This is a genomic window from Vibrio lamellibrachiae (assembly GCF_050337265.1).
Classification (GTDB): domain Bacteria; phylum Pseudomonadota; class Gammaproteobacteria; order Enterobacterales; family Vibrionaceae; genus Vibrio; species Vibrio kyushuensis.
Genome location: NZ_JAKJSU010000009.1, coordinates 77,580 through 95,816, shown reverse-complemented (window position 1 = coordinate 95,816; position 18,237 = coordinate 77,580). Strand labels below are relative to the sequence as shown.

Annotated in this window: 19 protein-coding genes; 15 read left to right on the top strand and 4 right to left on the bottom strand. The window is 43.3% G+C overall.

What is annotated here, in order from left to right:
* Window positions 1-651, top strand: a complete 651-nt coding sequence (locus tag L4C54_RS15545; RefSeq protein WP_428808879.1) for a cytochrome c oxidase assembly protein — start codon at window positions 1-3, stop codon at window positions 649-651.
* A complete protein-coding gene (locus L4C54_RS15540; protein ID WP_428808878.1) occupies window positions 648-1,532 on the top strand; it encodes a cytochrome c oxidase subunit 3 in 885 nt (294 codons plus the stop codon). Before L4C54_RS15545 ends, L4C54_RS15540 begins: the two co-directional genes overlap by 4 nt.
* A gap of 47 nt (window positions 1,533-1,579) precedes the next feature.
* On the opposite strand, the gene L4C54_RS15535 is transcribed toward L4C54_RS15540, so the two are convergent.
* On the bottom strand, window positions 1,580-1,807 hold the full coding sequence (locus L4C54_RS15535; protein ID WP_428802931.1) for a DUF2909 family protein: 228 nt from the start codon (window positions 1,805-1,807) through the stop codon (window positions 1,580-1,582).
* On the opposite strand from L4C54_RS15535, the gene L4C54_RS15530 reads away from it, so the two are divergent.
* The 5 genes from L4C54_RS15530 to aroG all read left to right on the top strand — a co-directional run bounded on the left by L4C54_RS15530 (window position 1,785) and on the right by aroG (window position 6,560).
* Window positions 1,785-2,657: an SURF1 family protein gene (locus tag L4C54_RS15530; RefSeq protein WP_428808877.1), complete on the top strand. Its 873-nt coding sequence runs from the start codon at window positions 1,785-1,787 to the stop codon at window positions 2,655-2,657. The two genes, L4C54_RS15535 and L4C54_RS15530, sit on opposite strands and share 23 nt — an antisense overlap.
* On the top strand, window positions 2,654-3,202 hold the full coding sequence (locus L4C54_RS15525) for a hypothetical protein (protein WP_428808876.1): 549 nt from the start codon (window positions 2,654-2,656) through the stop codon (window positions 3,200-3,202). Before L4C54_RS15530 ends, L4C54_RS15525 begins: the two co-directional genes overlap by 4 nt.
* A 43-nt stretch (window positions 3,203-3,245) precedes the next feature.
* On the top strand, window positions 3,246-4,259 hold the full coding sequence (locus tag L4C54_RS15520; protein WP_428802928.1) for a COX15/CtaA family protein: 1,014 nt from the start codon (window positions 3,246-3,248) through the stop codon (window positions 4,257-4,259).
* Window positions 4,260-4,276: 17 nt separating this feature from the next.
* Window positions 4,277-5,170: a heme o synthase gene (cyoE, locus tag L4C54_RS15515; protein WP_428809057.1), complete on the top strand. Its 894-nt coding sequence runs from the start codon at window positions 4,277-4,279 to the stop codon at window positions 5,168-5,170.
* Between the two features lie 337 nt (window positions 5,171-5,507).
* Window positions 5,508-6,560 (top strand): 3-deoxy-7-phosphoheptulonate synthase AroG, encoded by a 1,053-nt coding sequence (gene aroG / locus L4C54_RS15510; RefSeq protein WP_428802927.1) that lies wholly within the window; start codon window positions 5,508-5,510, stop codon window positions 6,558-6,560.
* A 90-nt stretch (window positions 6,561-6,650) separates the two neighbouring features.
* Here aroG and L4C54_RS15505 read toward each other — a convergent pair whose 3' ends face one another.
* The 3 genes from L4C54_RS15505 to L4C54_RS15495 form a co-directional block, all read right to left on the bottom strand.
* Complete coding sequence (locus tag L4C54_RS15505) at window positions 6,651-7,391, bottom strand: oxygen-binding di-iron domain-containing protein (RefSeq protein WP_428802926.1); 741 nt, start codon at window positions 7,389-7,391, stop codon at window positions 6,651-6,653.
* Window positions 7,369-7,998 carry a chemotaxis protein gene (locus L4C54_RS15500; protein WP_428802925.1) on the bottom strand — a complete coding sequence of 210 codons (630 nt, stop codon included), beginning with the start codon at window positions 7,996-7,998 and terminating at the stop codon, window positions 7,369-7,371. Before L4C54_RS15500 ends, L4C54_RS15505 begins: the two co-directional genes overlap by 23 nt.
* A 185-nt stretch (window positions 7,999-8,183) precedes the next feature.
* Complete coding sequence (locus tag L4C54_RS15495) at window positions 8,184-10,250, bottom strand: alpha-amylase (RefSeq protein ID WP_428809056.1); 2,067 nt, start codon at window positions 10,248-10,250, stop codon at window positions 8,184-8,186.
* A gap of 234 nt (window positions 10,251-10,484) precedes the next feature.
* On the opposite strand from L4C54_RS15495, the gene L4C54_RS15490 reads away from it, so the two are divergent.
* From L4C54_RS15490 to L4C54_RS15455, 8 genes are all read left to right on the top strand, one after another.
* Entirely contained in the window at window positions 10,485-11,129 is a 645-nt protein-coding gene (locus L4C54_RS15490) for a hypothetical protein (RefSeq protein WP_428808875.1), read from the top strand.
* A 187-nt stretch (window positions 11,130-11,316) separates the two neighbouring features.
* Window positions 11,317-12,243, top strand: a complete 927-nt coding sequence (locus L4C54_RS15485; RefSeq protein ID WP_428808874.1) for an aldo/keto reductase — start codon at window positions 11,317-11,319, stop codon at window positions 12,241-12,243.
* 191 nt (window positions 12,244-12,434) lie between these two features.
* Window positions 12,435-13,091 (top strand): hypothetical protein, encoded by a 657-nt coding sequence (locus tag L4C54_RS15480; RefSeq protein ID WP_428802922.1) that lies wholly within the window; start codon window positions 12,435-12,437, stop codon window positions 13,089-13,091.
* Between the two features lie 9 nt (window positions 13,092-13,100).
* Entirely contained in the window at window positions 13,101-13,784 is a 684-nt protein-coding gene (locus L4C54_RS15475) for an ABC transporter ATP-binding protein (RefSeq protein WP_428802921.1), read from the top strand.
* On the top strand, window positions 13,772-15,031 hold the full coding sequence (locus L4C54_RS15470; protein WP_428802920.1) for an ABC transporter permease: 1,260 nt from the start codon (window positions 13,772-13,774) through the stop codon (window positions 15,029-15,031). The genes L4C54_RS15475 and L4C54_RS15470 overlap by 13 nt, the downstream gene beginning before the upstream one ends.
* Window positions 15,024-15,821 carry an outer membrane lipoprotein-sorting protein gene (locus L4C54_RS15465; RefSeq protein ID WP_428802919.1) on the top strand — a complete coding sequence of 266 codons (798 nt, stop codon included), beginning with the start codon at window positions 15,024-15,026 and terminating at the stop codon, window positions 15,819-15,821. Before L4C54_RS15470 ends, L4C54_RS15465 begins: the two co-directional genes overlap by 8 nt.
* Window positions 15,822-15,832: 11 nt before the next feature.
* Window positions 15,833-17,146 carry a hypothetical protein gene (locus L4C54_RS15460; RefSeq protein WP_428802918.1) on the top strand — a complete coding sequence of 438 codons (1,314 nt, stop codon included), beginning with the start codon at window positions 15,833-15,835 and terminating at the stop codon, window positions 17,144-17,146.
* A gap of 2 nt (window positions 17,147-17,148) precedes the next feature.
* Window positions 17,149-18,228, top strand: a complete 1,080-nt coding sequence (locus L4C54_RS15455) for a sensor histidine kinase (protein ID WP_428808873.1) — start codon at window positions 17,149-17,151, stop codon at window positions 18,226-18,228.
* Window positions 18,229-18,237 lie beyond the last annotated feature (9 nt).

Below are 18,237 nucleotides of genomic sequence, written 5' to 3'. Positions count from 1 at the left end.
ATGGCCTCTGAGAACCAGCCAAATCAGCCTAATGAGCCGGGTCTGAGTAAGAAACGGCCACACAAGAAACTGACGTTGAAACTGTTGGCGGCTACCGTTGCGATGTTCGGCTTTGGGTTTGCGTTAGTGCCTATATACGACATTATGTGTGATGCCTTAGGTATTAACGGCAAGACGAACACAGTTTCGGCAGTACAGCCTAAAGGGATGATGCCAGATACCTCGAGAACGGTTCGAGTTGAGTTTATGGCGCATATCAATAAGGGCATGCCTTGGACGTTTACACCGGAAAAAAGGGTGATGGATGTTCACCCAGGACAAGTTATCCAAACGGCCTATTTTGCTCATAATAAGTCTGATTTTTCATTAGTTGGGCAGGCGGTTCCCTCAGTTTCTCCGGGGCAAGGGGCAACATACTTTAATAAGATTGAGTGTTTCTGTTTCAATCAACAACCTTTAGCGGGCAATGCAGAGGCTGAGATGCCGTTGATTTTCTACATCGAACCAGAGATCCCAGATTCAATTCATACGCTAACGTTATCCTACTCTTTATATAACATTACCGAAGCTGACAAAACCGCTACTGAATCAGACAGCGAAACCTTGGCCATGCAGGATAGTGCGTCAAGTATTGCAAGGAGCAAACCATGAGTTCTAAACATCAACATTACTATGTCCCTTCACACAGTAGTTGGCCTATTCTTGCTGCATTAGCACTGTTTCTGGTGGCGGTTGGCGCTGGCCTGACTGTCCAGAATTTGCAATCAGAAGGTGCCGGCGGAGTGTTCGGTAACGTCATATTAGTCATTGGTTTTTTAGTGCTCCTGACGATATTGGCAGGATGGTTTACTAACGTGGTGACCGAATCGATGTCAGGTCTATATTCGGATCAAATCGCTCGTTCATTTCGTCAAGGCATGAGTTGGTTTATCTTTTCCGAAGTGATGTTTTTTGGCGCATTCTTTGGTGCTCTTTTTTACGCTCGAATGTTGTCAGTGCCTTGGCTTGGGGGCGCCGGAAATAATGTGATGACCCACGAAGTTCTATGGCCTGCATTTGAGGCGCTTTGGCCTTTAGAACTGACACCGGGTGGCACTGAAACGGAAGCGATGCCTTGGCAAGGCATCCCCCTGATTAATACTATTTTATTGCTGCTCTCTTCCATTACGCTCCATATGGCGCACATTAGCTTAGAAACAAATAAGCGTATGGCTCTCATCGTTTGGTTGGAGTTAACGATAGTGCTCGCTGGCTTCTTCTTGTATTACCAGATGGTGGAATACAGCCACGCGTATCATGAAATGGGATTAACGCTCTCTTCTGGGATCTATGGTAATACTTTCTTTTTATTAACGGGGTTCCATGGTCTACATGTTTTCCTCGGTACGATGTTCTTAATTGTGCTTCTAGCGCGAATAGCTAAAGATCACTTTACTCCGAAAGATCATTTTGCCTTTCAAGCGGGAAGTTGGTATTGGCACTTTGTCGATGTGGTTTGGTTGAGTCTGTTTATATTTGTGTATGTTTTATAGACATAGAGTTCGGAAGAGACGGAATAGCTAATTAAGGCTGATAGGAGTTAATAAGGGCGAATGTTTGGTTCGATAAAGCCACTTAGAAGAGCAATCAGAAGAAGGATAACAATCAGCGCGGAGAACATCACCCGACGACCAAGATAGTAGCTCATTGAGCGCTTGTTCTCTTGATCTTCGGAAGGCTCTTTGACCATTTTTACCAGCGCGCTGGCTAGATTGAAAATGATAAAAAGCAACAGCAGGATCAACATGATTTTAAATAACAACGCCATTTTGTCTCCTATATGCATATTGTTGAAATCAATACGTTTTTGGTTTGGCTTATTGTTAACTGTGGTTGTTTTTTCTCTATTGGTCAAATTGGGTTTCTGGCAATTGTCTCGTGGGGAAGCAAAGCAACAAACAGAACTAGCTTTATCCCAACGTGCAGACCAAGAGCCTATCCCTTTGGCGTTGGCTATACAACGTTATCAGAACCAGCCGTTAACCGGTGTGAAGGTTACGGTGGATATCAAACCACTACCTTTCGAAAGCGATGTAACAACGACTAAGATACCGACTTCACCTTCAAAAAATAAAATTACCTTCATATTAGATAACCAGATCTACCAAGGAACGGTTGGCTATCTTGCTTATCAAGTGGTGTCTGACGGAGAGGGGATGTTTTTTTTACTGGAAAGAGGCTTTGTTACTGGCTCAAAACAGCGTTCTCAACTTCCTATTGTTCAATGGCTAAATACTCCTCAAACCTTATCAGGACGCTTATATCAAAAGTCGACCAACCGATTAAGTACTGAGCTTAGCCTTGAAGAAACGAGTCCGGTACGGATTCAAAATCTAAACTTACCTGCTCTCTCACAAGAACTTGGTATTGAGTTGGCTCCATTCGTATTTCAACCTCAGCAAGCCAATTGGTCTTACCCTCAGCCCTGGCAACCCGTTCCTATGTATTCTGCAAAACACTTTGGCTATGCCATTCAGTGGTTTTCTATGGCTGTGGTATTTGCCATTTTATGTATCTATGTCTTAGTTCGAGCAATGAAAGCAGCTAGAGACAATGCAAATACCCCAGAACCGACTAAGCTAAAAATTAAAGAGTTAAATCATAAGGATATGATATGAAAAACCCAGTTTGGCGAGGTCGGATCTTATTGCTGTCATTGATTTTCGTATTTTCGATGCCGGTGATCAGTGCCAAGCTGATTTTGGCGAATAATTGGTACGAGCCAGGTGTGACTAACCGTGGCTTGTTGGTTGAACCATCGACCACTTACACGCTACTCGGGGTAGATAACCCACTAGAAAAACATAGCTGGCAATTGGCGTATATGATCCCAGAAGTGTGTGACTCTTTTTGTCAAACTCAGCTCCATTTACTGGGCCAAAGTTATGCCGCTCTAGGTAAAGATAAGTCACGTGTTGAGCCAGTCGTTTTAGTTACCGAAAGAAGTGATCCTCAAGTGGTTTCAGATATTGATTATCAAATGATCGAAGTAACGAGTGCTTTTACAGACCGTATTCAAGGATTTGAATACGTCATTGTTGATCCCTTAGGCCAGCTTGTAATGCGATACCCTAAAGCGGCACAAGAAAATGATTTAGTAAGCCAGAGCAAGGGGCTACTTGCAGACTTCAGGAAATTACTGAAATTATCTCGAGTAGGGTAATAGGAATAAGAACTTAAGCAAGAATGTATGGCAGGGAGAGCATATGAAGCTAGTTGGTTTGGTTAGGTTAACGCTAATATTATCCGTCTTTGTTATTTTGATGGGGGTGTATACCCGTCTATCGGATGCTGGCCTAGGCTGCCCAGATTGGCCGGGCTGTTATGGGCAATTGATCGTCCCTAGCGGTGATGATATTCCTAATGCAAACTCAGCATTTCCTGAAAGAGCTGTGGAACCGGAAAAAGCTTGGCTTGAAATGATTCATCGATACTTGGCAGGAACTCTCGGCCTGCTTATTTTTGCGGTTAGCGCCTTGTGCATTAAGCAAAAGAAGATGAAACCGACTCTGCCCGTTTTACTGTCTTTAGTGACTGTTTTTCAAGCGCTTCTTGGTATGTGGACAGTGACTCTTAAACTTCTCCCTATAGTGGTAATGGGGCATTTGTTAGGGGGTTTTACTATCCTTGCGGGGCTTTCGATTATGTCGTGGCGACTTAGCCATCAACGTGAACCTATTGATCACCTTTCTATACCTTCATCAATACGAACCCTAGCGGTAATGACCTTCATTATTGTTGTACTTCAAGTTGTGCTCGGAGGTTGGACATCCTCTAATTACGCCGCACTGATGTGTAGCAGTTTACCTATTTGTGAAGGCGACTGGATGTCTCAACTAAATTTTCCTGTCGCGTTTGATTTCCTTCAGGCAGGTTACAGCAATTATGAATTTGGTGTGCTCGATTACGATGCGCGAATGACGATACACATATCCCATCGCATAGGCGCGATTGTTACAACATTTGTGGTAGCGGTGTTAGCTTTTCAATGTATTTCGAGTCTTGAATCCCAGTTAAATGGAGTTGGCTGGCGTTTGATTTTTGCTTTGTTGCTACAGATAGCACTAGGTATCAGCAATGTTTTATTTTACTTACCGCTTGGTATAGCGGTTGCCCACAACCTCGGTGCAGCCCTATTGCTGATCACTGTACTACATGCCAATTTTTTACTTTGGCAGCCCAATAAGGAAATTGCTTTAAGCAAGGAGAGCACGCAATGATCAAATCACAATTAGAGATGTCGTCAGCGATACCAAACGACATGACATATCGCTCTCAATGGAAGGTATACCTTGCACTGACTAAGCCTAAAGTGATTGCGCTCATGCTTTTGACGGCGGTTGTCGGCATGTGCTTGTCCACAAATGGTGTACTGCCTTGGCAACCGACGTTGTTTGGGCTGATTGGTATCGGTTTGATGGCAAGTTCTGCTGCGGCGTTTAACCACCTCATAGATCGACGTATTGATGCCATAATGGCACGGACTTATAAGCGTCCCTTGCCATCTGGGGAGATTAATGCTTCGCGAGTATTTCTGTTTGCTCTTGCCTTAGGCGTTAGTGGATTTACCCTACTGTACGCAATGGTCAATGAGTTAACTGCATGGTTAACATTTGCTAGCTTAATTGGCTATGCGGTCGTTTATACCTTGTATTTAAAACGAGCAACACCGCAGAATATTGTCATTGCTGGTATTGCGGGTGCCATGCCACCACTACTAGGTTGGACGGCGATAACTGGTGAGTTACATGCCAATGCTTGGCTACTTGTGATGATCATCTTTATCTGGACTCCTCCCCACTTTTGGGCGTTAGCAATCCATCGCAAAGATGATTACGCACGTGCAGATATACCCATGTTGCCAGTAACACATGGGGTTGAATATACCAAAACATCGATATTACTTTATACGGTTCTGTTGGCTATTGTTTGCCTGTTACCGGTTTTAGTCGGAATGAGCGGCATGATTTACCTGATGGTCTCGTTAGTATTGAGTGCAGGTTTTATACATTCAGCTTGGCAGTTGAAGTTTACTGATGATAGTGCCCAAGCGATGCAAACATTCAAATTCTCAATCTATCATCTGATGATTTTGTTCGCGGCTTTATTGTGTGATCACTATTGGTTTTAATGGTTTACGCTACGATAATCATCATGTTATGTTGGTTTTTCTGTAAGAAACTGACAGTTCTGATCAAAACAGATAGTAATCCTCGTTATATACCTTTTATTTCGATTCCTTCCTTGAGTGAGTGCCTATTAAATAGGCACTGACAGGCGTAAGTAATATTTTACACTTTACGCTTCATGTAAAAATATTACAAATATTGCCTTTTTGGTAAATTAATGATTGCAGTTGTCGTGCATAGTCGATAAGTTACAGGGAACAGGAAATGATTCACCGAGTAAACGCTTCGGATTTAATACAGAAGTACTCGTGAGATAGATAATATAGGAAGTAGTAAGCAATGTTTCAGACTGATGATGTAAGAATTAATAAAGTAAAAGAACTATTACCACCCGTAGCAGTGTTAGAAAAATTTCCAGCAACTGAAACAGCCTCTTCAACTACGTTCCAATCGCGTGAAGCGATTTCAAATATATTGCAAGATAAAGATGATCGCCTATTGGTCATCGTTGGCCCTTGTTCTATTCATGACCCTAAAGCGGCAATTGAGTATGGTCAGCGCTTGAAAGTGCTGCGCGACGAACTGGGTGACCGTTTAGAAGTTGTTATGCGTGTTTACTTTGAGAAGCCGCGTACAACGGTTGGCTGGAAAGGTCTTATTAACGACCCGTACCTAAACGACACATTCAAAATTAACGATGGTTTGCGTACCGCTCGTAAGTTGCTATTGGACCTTACGGATATGGGTATGCCAACAGCAAGTGAATTCCTAGATATGATCTCTCCACAATATGTGGCCGATCTTATCAGTTGGGGTGCAATTGGTGCACGTACGACTGAATCTCAAGTTCACCGTGAGCTATCTTCAGGCCTTTCTTGCCCAGTTGGTTTCAAAAACGGTACTGATGGCAACATCAAGATCGCAACCGATGCGATTCGCTCTGCAAGTGCTTCACACCACTTCTTATCAGTGACTAAGTTTGGTCATTCAGCAATCATCGAAACCACAGGTAACCCTGACTGCCATATCATCCTTCGTGGTGGTAAAGAGCCAAACTTCAGTGCGGATCATGTTGGAACGATTAAGAACGAGCTTGAAGCTTCAGGCCTTCCAAAAAAAGTGATGATTGATTTCAGCCACGCAAATAGCTCTAAGCAGTACCAACGTCAAATGGTTGTTGCCGAAGATGTCGCAAATCAGATTTCTGGTGGTGAGGATGCTATTTTTGGTGTGATGATTGAGTCGCATCTAGTTGAAGGTCGTCAAGACCTCGTTGAAGGTAAAGAACTGACTTACGGCCAGTCTTTAACCGATGCATGTATTAGCTGGGCTGATACGGAAAAAGTACTTCGCCAACTGGCTGATGCAGTACAGGCTCGACGCGATGCATAAAACGGTTTAAGCATTCGCTTTTAACGGTTATAAAATAGAAATGGCTTCCTGATGGAAGCCATTTTTTATGTTTATTCATTCTCGATTTGTCTAGTTAGAATTGATGGCGATGCCCACATCTAACGCGTCTAACCAGTCAAGAAACCGCTTAACATCGTCTCCACGGAATATACCGCCATGCTGTGGACACATCATATCGATATCTAATCTGCTGACTCTCTCTATCCAATCACGTTTTGCACGATTTGAAGGCATCCAGCGCTTGTGAAAGTACTCCATCTTAGGAATGTGCTCGTTAAAGTTTTCAACAAAGAATGGTGCATCGGGTTTGTCGAGGGCTGCGCCCACATCCCCAGACATCAGGATTTTTGCTTCAGGATCATAAACAGAAAAGTTACCCGAAGAGTGCATGTAGTGAGCTGGTATAAATTGAATTTCTTGCCCTGAAAGAAGCACCTTCCCACCATTATCAGCAATACCAGAAAATGTGATGGATTCCATACCAAAGTGACGTATAAACGATTCCCACAACCAAGGAGTATGCAGTGTTGCCGAGGGTAGTGCCTTGTCCCACAAGCCAAGAGACGAAATGATGTCTGGATCTTGGTGCGAGGCAAATAGGTGAACAATATGCTCTATTGGTACCTCTTTAACAACACAACCAAGCATCGCGGAGAACAGTTCAATACCGCCGGGATCAAGAAGAATAGCTTGATCCCGATTAACGATCATATATTGGTTGGTATCGACAATTTTTTCTGGTTTCTCTGGATCTCGCGCAAATACTATCCAGCGGTGTTGTCCATTTTCATATAGTACTTTTGATTGCATAGTTCACCCTAGCAAAAAGAGAAAAGAGTTTAAGAGATTGCAGAACGTGTTTTTGAATCGCCTCAGCAAGTTCGGTAACACTATCGGCAATGGTATTGAGTTGAGCTTGATATTTTTCATCAGCTTGAGAGGCTTCAACACTCAGCATAGTAGAAATGATTTGAGCAATTCTTAGTTCGTCATAAAGGGTTTGAAGCATGTCATGCAGGCTTTTTGCTTCAGAGCAAAAGCGATGGCTGATTTCGGAATATTCAGACTGATTACTCTCTCTGGCTAGGTCGAGTGTACTAAGGTATTTAGCGTCAGGATTTTTAGAATACGCTAAGTCAAAACGGTCAACAGCTGAAGAGGCTCGAGTACCTGCGGTTGCTATTTTACTCAGGTTTTGTGCTTTCACATTGATAGTTTGCGAGGTATCTAGCGTGACTCGAACGAGATCATCAATAGAGTCAGTGATAGGGCGAAATCCGGCAGCACTTTCACCAGCTCTCAATGCTAACGCTCGTGCATTACTTGCAACAAGCAATAGGCGTTTAGCAATGAGCATGCCGCGATTAAGCTCTGCAGCAACTTCCGCTGCAATTACAAATACAGGTTTACTAGCCATAGTTATCGTCAATATTCATTAACTTATAATGATTAACTATAGACTAGATATGAATAGTGCAAGCAAAGCGGGGGGAATAATTCCATATTTTTAGGGCTCTTTTGTTTTACTTCTAATACAAGAGTGAAATAGGAACAACCCAATTCGTTTTAAGATTGTTCCCAAGAGCGTTGGATCGCAACTTTTTATTCAGAGTTACCAACAAATGCGACCACGACTTTGTCACCATTTAGCTCGCGAGAGAAAACATAGGCATTGTCTTGAACGATCTCTTTATGCACTCCCGCGCCAATCGCGGGGTGTTTTTGACGAAACTGTCCCAGCGTTTGCCAGTGGGCAAGTAGCGTCTCTCTATCAGAGTCAAGCTGCCAAATCATATCGGAACGGGTGCCCTGGTGAAAATCGTCCGCGTATGGGCCAATTTTTCGTGCAACTTCGTCGCCGTAGTAAATTTGTACTGCACCGGGTGAGAGAAGTAGTGCGTTTGCAGCATTTCGCTGTATATCGAATGATTTGAAGCGGCTGAAAAATAGTTCGGTGTCGTGTGATGACATGTAACTGACAGGAATAAAGTCATCTGCTTGCTGCATCTTTTCAGAGTAGTCGTGATAGGTCGATGCCATCTGACTAAAACAGACAGCGCCTTTATCCAATTTCTTCTGCATATCAAAGTTGATCAATGCATCAAAGCCGTCGTCAAAGTAGGGGGTACGAAAAGCGGAGTGTCCCCAAACTTCACCCATCATCCAAAACGGTTCACCTGTACGATTGTTCTCTTTTCGCCACTCTTCTAGGCTTTGAGTTGCTTTATGTTTTAGTCTTTTCCATACCTCGCTTTCTACATGCTTAACGGTATCAACGCGGAAGCCATCAACACCAAATCGCTTGACCCAACTTGTTTGCCATTCTAGTAAGTAGTCACTAACGGTGTAGTCGTTTCGATGTTCAACGAGAGTTCCGGGGTTATCAAGTAGCCACTTAGGTGGGGTAACAAACTCTTTTGACTCAGTTCTAAAATCGGGTAAGCCTGCAAGCGTCATGGAGATATCACTTGATCCGGGTTTTGTGTAACCCGGTAAGCCTGCTCTCACCCAATCTTTGCCCCACCATTCGCCCCAGTTTTGACTATCGTAGTCGATCTGCTGATGAAAGCTGTGCCAGTTTTGGCCTGATTCTGGTGTCCAGTCTGCCCAACTATCCGGCATATTTGAGGTGCTAACAACATCAATACCATCAAACTGTAAATCGGCCAATGCGGCATAGCCTGAGTGGTTAATCACAGCATCAAGTAAGACCTTCATCCCACGCTTGTGCGCTTCATCGACTAAGGCTTTTAAATCCTCTTCTTGGCCGAAGTTCTGGTCAATTTTAGTGAAGTCGCGTGTCCAATATCCGTGATAGGCGTAAAAGGGAAAGCTGCCACTATCTCCTCCGCCAACAAAGCCATGTATTTGTTCAACAATAGGTGATAACCAAATCGCGTCTGTTCCTAAGCTTTGGATGTAATCAAGCTTTTCGATGACGCCTTTTAGATCGCCACCATGAAAAGTACCCACTTCGTCTTTGTTGTCATGCTTTCGGCCATAGCTGTTGTCATTGGCGGTTTCGCCATTGTTGAAGCGATCGACCATAACGAAATAGATATTGGCGTTTTTATAAGTGAAAGGAAGAGACTTTGTTTCAGATAAGAGGGGCTCAAGTAAAATAAGCCCACCACTTTCAGTTGAAGCTTTTAACGTGACCTGTTGATCCTGAACCGTAACAACTTGTTGAGTGAAGACTTCACGCAACTGAGTGCCGTCAGCAAAACTATCTTCGAGCTTTATTGTGTGGTGTGTGAGCGTGTTTGTTTCGCACTGTAGTTTAGGAATAGGGCGCTTGAATGCTTGTTTGTTGCCAGCCTTCGCTTGTCGATTAAATGAAAGAGTCTGTTTTTTTGAATCGTAATGAAAAGCGTAGTCTCCGCTAAAGCGGATTTTTAGAGGCAAAGCTAACGGACCAGAGCAAGATAAAGCGATCGGTTTACTGAATTTAATCTTTTGGCCATCTACCGACTGACAATCACCATCGATACCAGACACAGTCAGGGTGTAGCTCTCTTTTGATAGTGAGATGACTAAAGGTGCTTCATCACTTAATGGAAAGTCTCGGCTTGTTGTCGTGGTGGATACCGTTATGTTTGGGCTTGCCATTGCTTCTGAAGACATTAGTGCTGAAGTCATTAGTGCCGAAGAAAGCGCAGACAGAAGCATGCCGGATTTGATTCTTTTCACGTTCAATCCTTAGAAAAGTGATGAAAAATCAATCATAAATGCCAAGTGTATTCGTCACATCATTCTCACCATCTACGCCCTAATATTTGCTCCATTTCACAAAAGTGGATTTAGGGGGCGCAGACCGTATGCAATGAAGGGGGATATTCACAAAAGGCATGTTTGATAAGATAGTGGTCAATTATCTTGTGGGAAGTAGTAGGAGCGAGCGTAGTGAGTAAAGCGATTTACATTAGAGGTTTGTACTCAACGCTAGTCGTTCTTGTTATGGTTTTAGCGTCTTTAATCTATACGGTTGCCAATGCGGCCCCTTTAAACAATCTCTCTTCAATAACTAATGCATCGCGTTTTTTAGAGCCTTTCAGGACGCAAGAGCCCATTTGGGATCTTAACAAGCTCAAGCATCAAGCTGATTTGTATGATTGTGGCATTAAAATGGATGATAAAGTGTTTTGTAGTGAGCAAGTTTGGTACTACAAAACCCCCGTTGAGGTTCGATTTTTTTTAGACCAACACAACTTAGCGACTCAAGTTCAATTCATTACAGAGTTTAATCAGAGTGCTTATACCGACCTACAATTAAGTTTGCGTAAAGATGGTTTTCAATTAATGAAAGTCTCGAAAAGTGGCCGACATTTTTCGGTCGCTGAACAGTTACAGCAATTTGATTCTCGAACGGTAAATAAACACCTCGTACAGTTTATAAACCTTGGATCTATTTTTGATCCTATCGAAATGCGCTGGCAATTCGTGAATGCGGCTGTTGTGGAAGAGCCAGAAGTTTGGGCAGTTTTGAGCAGTCAAAAAAAAAGGATTGAAATCACTTTCTATACTCAACCGGCTCTAGCTTTGAACTAGCTAATATTGATATTCATTGAAACTGTTTTGATTGATAGCAATAGTGGCTAAGTTTTATCGAATTAAATTCGATAAACGTGTCTTATTGCACAAAATAAACACCTTTTTATGCGAATGATTTATCAGAGATTGAGCTAAAGCACATTCACACATACTCTGAGCGCAGTTAATTATAGGAGAACCGCACATGGTAGCTAAGCTAAGCAAACCAGCCAAAGTGACAATGGCACCGCAAGGCCCTGAGTTTTCAGAGCTAGTTCAAGGCTATTGGCGTCTTGGCGAATGGGGCATGACACCTCAGCAGAGACTGACATTTCTAAAGCAACATATAGAGCTAGGAATCACGACAGTCGATCATGCCGACATTTACGGTGGGTATGCGTGTGAGCAACTGTTTGGTGAAGGTTTAGCGCTGGATAAATCAGTAAGAGACGATATTCAAATCGTCACCAAGTGCGACATTAATTTATGTACACCGAAAGACCCACAACGCAAAATTAATCACTACGATACCAGTGCGGCGCATATTCACCAGTCTGTGAATAACTCGCTTACTCGCTTAGGCGTAGAGCATGTAGATGTGCTGTTGATTCATCGCCCAGACTTACTGATGGATGCAGATGAAGTCGCTGAAGTCTTTAATGAGCTGCATAAAGTGGGAAAAGTGAAGCACTTTGGAGTGTCGAACTTCTCTCCTCGTCAGTTTGATTTACTGCAATCAAGGTTGGGTAAATCGCTAGTGACGAATCAAGTCGAAATCAACCCACTTAATTTTGAAGTTGCACATGACGGTACACTGGATCAACTACAAATGAACCGTATTCGTCCTATGGCGTGGTCTTGTTTGGCTGGTGGCGCGCTGTTTAATGGCAAATCAGAACAAGAAAAGCGTGTGATTAAAGAACTAGAAGCACTACGTGTTGAGATTGGCGCTGAGAGTATCGATCAAGTGATTTACGCTTGGGTACGTCGCTTACCTTCAAACCCGTTAGCTATCATTGGTTCAGGTAAAATTGAGCGAGTGAAGTCAGCCGTGGCTGCGCTCGATATGGAACTGACTCGTGAGCAGTGGTATCGCGTGTGGGTTGCATCGAAAGGGCACGGTGTGCCATAGGCAGCAGTTTACCAATCAAAATAATATAAAGAGCCAGTGTAGTGCTGGCTTTTTATTACTTACAAGATCAAAACCATTCATCCCCGTTTTCTACCATTCACTCCCGTAATTCCCCATTCGTCGCAAACGCCTGCACACTGTTCAAGTTCATTTTAATCTTTCACCATCAACCAGTGAAAGGGACGACCAACATGACCATGAAAACAATATCTAAGTATGCTGCAATTACACTATTAGTCAGCAGCCAAGCAATGATTGCACCAAATGTAATGGCAGCACCAAGTGAAGCTGTGATCTCTCAATACAACCTTGCAGCAGCGGGCGATGAAGACAAAGTTGAAGTTGTATATGAAGAGCTGAGTCAGCAAGTGGAATCTGAAGGTGCTGACGCACTGAGCATGGTTTATTTAGGCAGTACACAGACCTTGATGGGCCGTGATGCCTTTATGCCTTGGAATAAAATGAAGTATACAGAGCAAGGCTTGGCAACAATATCAAAAGGTTTGACGCTTTTAGATGCACACCCGATGGATCAGCAAGAGTATCGCCAAGGTTTACCAGAATCTATTTTAGCTCAAGCCATTGCCGCTTCTACCTTTACGTCACTGCCTGACATGTTCAATCACTTTGAGCGTGGCTATGACATCTATTTAGAGTTACTTGCAGACGAATCATTCTCTGAGCAACATTATGACGCAACATCTTGGATTTATATCTATGCAATTAAAGCGTCATTACGAGCGGGTGATGTAAATCAAGCTCATCAATGGCTATCTGAGATGCAAACTAAAAACTCTCAACATCCTATGACACTTCAAGCCGAAGCACTGATCAATCAAGCAGCTTAGGGGGCGACTATGTTGACATTTAATCAAATCAGTAAACGTTACCTGCTAGGGCAACAGAGTGTTCAAGCGCTAACTGATGCGAGCGGTTCAATTGCGAAAGGTGAGATGGTTGCTTTATGTGGTCCATCAGGCTCAGGAAAAAGCACCTTACTCAATATATTGGGAATGCTAGATATGGATTACCTTGGTGATATCTCACTTGCAGGTGTTGCGTATCCAAAAGATCGCATGGCCGCTGCAAAAATTCGTCGCAGCCAACTAGGATTCGTTTTCCAAAAATTCAATCTCGTGCCTGTGATGAGCGCGTGGGAAAACGTGGCGTATCCATTGATGCTAAATGGACACTCTTCTGCTGAACAAAAAAAACTCGCAACCGCGATGTTAGACAGAGTCGGACTAGCTGATTTCGTGAATCATCGGCCAGATAACCTGTCTGGGGGGCAGCAGCAAAGAGTAGCCATAGCGCGAGCGTTAGTCCATAAGCCTGGAATTGTGATTGCTGATGAGCCAACGGCAAGTTTAGACAGCCATACCGCCAGTATTGTTATCGATATTATGAAGCTATTGGGTAAAGAGATGGGTACGACGTTTATCGTCGCCACTCACGATCCAAGAATGGCCTCACATTGTGACAGAAGCATCGAGTTATTAGATGGCTCTATTAATCAGGAGGTGATCAAATGGGCAAGCTAATACCACATTCATTTCGTATCGCATATCTAAACCTTAAGCGTAATGGGCGAAGAAGCTTACTGTCTGTATTGATTGTAGCGATCGCTGTTTTTGCTTTAACTAGTGCTGGCGGCTTTGGTTTGTATACCTACGACTCACTGAAAGAGTCCACTGCACGAGATACTGGTCACTTAACGTTGAGCCAGCCTGGTTTTTTTGAGAAAGACGAAGAGACACCACTGGCCAATGGGCTTTCAAACACCGATACCATCGTAAAACAGTTATTGACCAATCAAAGTGTTCGGGGCGTTCAGCCTCGAATAGAGTTTACAGGACTTGTTTCTAATGGCACTAAGTCGACTATATTTGTTGGGTCTGGCGTGAACGAGCGTGAATTTGATATGAAAGGGCCATTTCTAGATATACGAGAAGGTAAAACGTTATCTAATATTCAATCGCCACGTTATGACGAAACAGAGCCTGAAGTGATGCTAGCCGTTGATTTGGCGCGAAACCTTAGTGTCAGCATTGGTGACTGGGTCACACTGCTTGCGACGACTAGCGATGGTGCTTTGAACGCGTATGACTTTAAAGTACGAGGTATATACTCAACGGGTGTTCCTGAACTTGATAAGCGTCAGCTCTATCTTCACATCAACTCAGTTCAAGATCTGTTAGCGAGTGACAAAGTCAGTACGTTATCAGTATTTTTATACGGTACAGAACAAACAGCTGAAACTCAATTATGGGTGGAGGATAAGCTCGCAAGCATTGCTCTAGCACAAGAGATAGAAGTTACTCCGTGGCAAGATAGAGCATTCTTTTATACGCGTGTAAAAGATCTCTATGATCGAATCTTTGGCATCATGGGCGCAGTGATGGCGTTGGTGGTGTTCGTTGCTTTATTTAACACCATGACCATGTCTGTAACTGAAAGAACACGGGAAATTGGCACATTGTCGGCTCTTGGAACCTACCCAAATGAGATCGTTTCTGGCTTTATTCGTGAAGCTGGCTTGCTTGCGCTGATAGGCTCTTTGATTGGGGGTATTATTACTTTATTAACCAGTTTGATTTTGATGGTAGCAGATGTGCAGATGCCGCCTCCTCCGGGTCGAACTGATGGTTATCCACTTAATATCTATTTCTCGGCTGAGCTTCTTGCGTATTGCGCTGTTGGTGTGATGGCTATTTGCATTGTAGCTGCATGGATTTCTGCGCGAAAAGGGGTCAACAAACCTATTACGGAGGCACTGGTTTATGTTTAATATTAATCGTACTTTACCAGCATCAATTAAAGCGATTATCGCTTCATTTCCTTTGGCTTTAATCCTTGCAATAACGAGCTTTCAAGCTCTGGCTCAAGATAATGTTGATGACATGATCAAACAAGCCGACTTATACCGAATGGAAGAAGATTCGGCCAAAATTGTTTCGCTGGTATCATTGTTCGAACATCACGAGCTTGATAAAACTCGTGAGTACCATGTCTATACTCGGCCAAATCGTGAGTCTTTGGTGGTATTTAAATCTCAGGTTGAAGCTGGGCAAAAGATGCTGATGCTTGGTGATAACTACTGGTTACTCATGCCAAAAAGTCGTCGCCCAATTCGAATTACCCCAATGCAGAAACTGCTTGGAGAAGCTTCTGTTGGGGATATCTCAACGCTTACCTGGAGTGAAGATTATCAGGGCGAGTTGATAGATAAAGAGCCTGTTCCGATTGAGTCTGGCGAGACGGTTCAAACTAATCGATTGAAGCTTACAGCTGTGACATCGGGGGCGAGTTATCAAAAGATCGACTTGTGGCTTGATGAAAGCAATAACTTCCCGATCAAAGCGGATCTTTATTTACGTTCAGGCAAGCTAGCAAAACAGGCGTGGTTTGAAGAAGGAACTCGAGACGGACAACTTCGTGTCGTCGCAATGACTTTACTTGATCAAATTCAGCCGGCGAAAAAGACCGTCATTGAATACAAAACTATTGAAGCTATTGAGTTAGAAGAGAAGTATTACAACCCTGCTTACCTAACTCGTAATAAGTCAGCGGATCTATAACGGTGAACACAATGAACGCGAATGGAAAAGTCGTATCATGTGGCAGGACTAGTCAATACCTAAAAGGGTTTGTCAGTGTTGTTGGGTTGGTACTCGCTTTTAGTGCTGTTGGCTCGGAACTTAATCTCGACTGGGATTGGGAGCTAAGTACTAGCAGTACCGCTCACCGAGATACGACTTTAACCGGAAAAGCGATGCCGACAAAAACAGAATCGCTAGATGCGTTATTGGATGTGCAAGCAAGCTGGAAAGAGCTGACGGGTCTTTTTGCTCTAAAAGGCACCTCAATTTGGAACAGTGACGATCAACAGACGTTTGATGCTGATGGCATTGTTCAAGAACTATTCTGGCAAACGAGTATCGATGTAGGAGCGTTACCTATTGATCTTACGTTCGGTAAGGTTCGATTAGATTGGGGAGTTGGTTATGGTTATCGACCTCTGGATGTATTTAAACCGTATCGCCGTAATCCCATTGGTATCCAAGTAGAGGAGGGAGCGGGCACTGCTATGGCCTCATACTTTGATATAGATGGTGAGTGGAGCTTGGTTTACTCCGACTCATCTTGGACTCAACAAGAAGGCTCTGAACTTGAGGAGCAATCGGAACAACAAGGTTTTGGTATGCGTCGATACGCACTGTTTGGTGATAGTGAGTGGCAGGGGATTGGTTATTATGATGATGTTCGACAAGGTTTAATTGGTGGCTCGTTTGTGACCGTTGTCAGTCACTCATGGGAGTTTCATGCTTCAGCGCTCTATCAGCGTAAATATTTGGCTTATGAGCAAGGGAGTGCATTAACAGCGGTCAACTTAGATACTCAGCGGCATGGATATCAATCTTTGGTTGGTGTTAACTGGGCCAACAGTAGCGGGCACAATGTGATCATGGAGTATTGGTACGACAGTCGAAGCTGGAGTCACAGTGATTGGCAGCAAGCTTTCGATCGAGGACTTTATTTATCTTCAGCGGTTCAAACAGAGTCACTAGCATACTCTTACGCTCAGGGTTTTAACCACGCCAACCTTGTACAGCACAATATCATGCTCCATTGGTCTCTAAACTCCAGTAGTTGGAGTCATTGGGAGTGGAGCAAAGATTGGTTGTGGCTGAACAATTTTGAACCAACATTTGATGTGATGTTGTCCCCTGAAGACAGTGGTTTTATTGCGACTCAATGGTTTAACTATCAAGTGCTCGATACAGGTGCTACATCATTCAATGTTGAACTTGCCGCTCGATTTTTGGGTGGTAGCAGTGATTCGGTGTATGCAAATCTACCTGATAAGCATATGATTCTGTTAAACCTTAAAGGGAAGTTCTGATTATGAAGTTACGTGATTTTATACGGAAGGTCACTGTATGTAATGATCATGTAAATAATGCTCCTGAGAGTAGTGCGATAAAAAGCATCATTTTTACGAGCCTATTTTGCTTAGTGATTGCAATTGCGACGACGTTGATTTGGCCTGGTCCCTTCACAAAGCACTGTTTGATCAGTTTTGGCTATGGTTATAGCGCCGTGTTTAGCGCCCTTATTGTAGGTCGACTCTTTCCTGACCTAGGCTTGCGGTGGGTTAATGTATTTTCGTTGTCGACATCGATGATTCTTGGCACAAGTAACGCTGCCTTCTGGTTAGAGCAAGACAGCAACTTTAATAACTTCTATAAGCTAAAGCCGGTGATTTTTCTTGGGTTTGTATTTACCGCGATATGCTTTCTGTATTTCTATATTTATGAACAGAAGTTACTTGCCCAAAAAGAGTTAGAGAAAGCAAAACGGAAACAGGCAGAGCAAGAAAAAGCACTGGTAATTAGCCAGTTAAAGCAGCTACAAAGTCAAATTGAACCCCACTTCTTATTCAACACGTTAGCGAATATCAACGCGCTTATTGAGCAGAAACCAAAAGATGCCCAATTAATGCTAGAAAAGCTAACGGATCTGCTACGCGGAACCCTTAAGGTCAATCGCCAAGAAAATACATCTATTTCTGGTGAATTAGACCTCATCGATGCTTACTTACGTATTCAGCAGATTCGATTGGGTGAGAGACTGAGTTACAAGATAGAGAATCGACTCGACCAAGATGTGGGCTTTCCACCTTTGTTGTTACAACCACTGGTAGAGAATGCGATACAGCATGGTATTGAACCAAAAGCCGAAGGCGGCAGCGTATCTATTGAGATAGAAGAGGTTCAAGGTACTGTCGTGATATCCGTTAGAGATAGCGGTATTGGTTTGATGATTGAATCAGCCAATGTAGGGCATGGTATTGGGCTTGAGAATATTAGACAACGATTACAAGCGCTGTTTGTAGATAGAGCCAGTTTTGTGATTATCGAAAATGCAGAAGGTGGAGTCACTGCCAAGCTTAATATAGAGTTAATGGACTTAAAATCTTTATAGGGAAATATG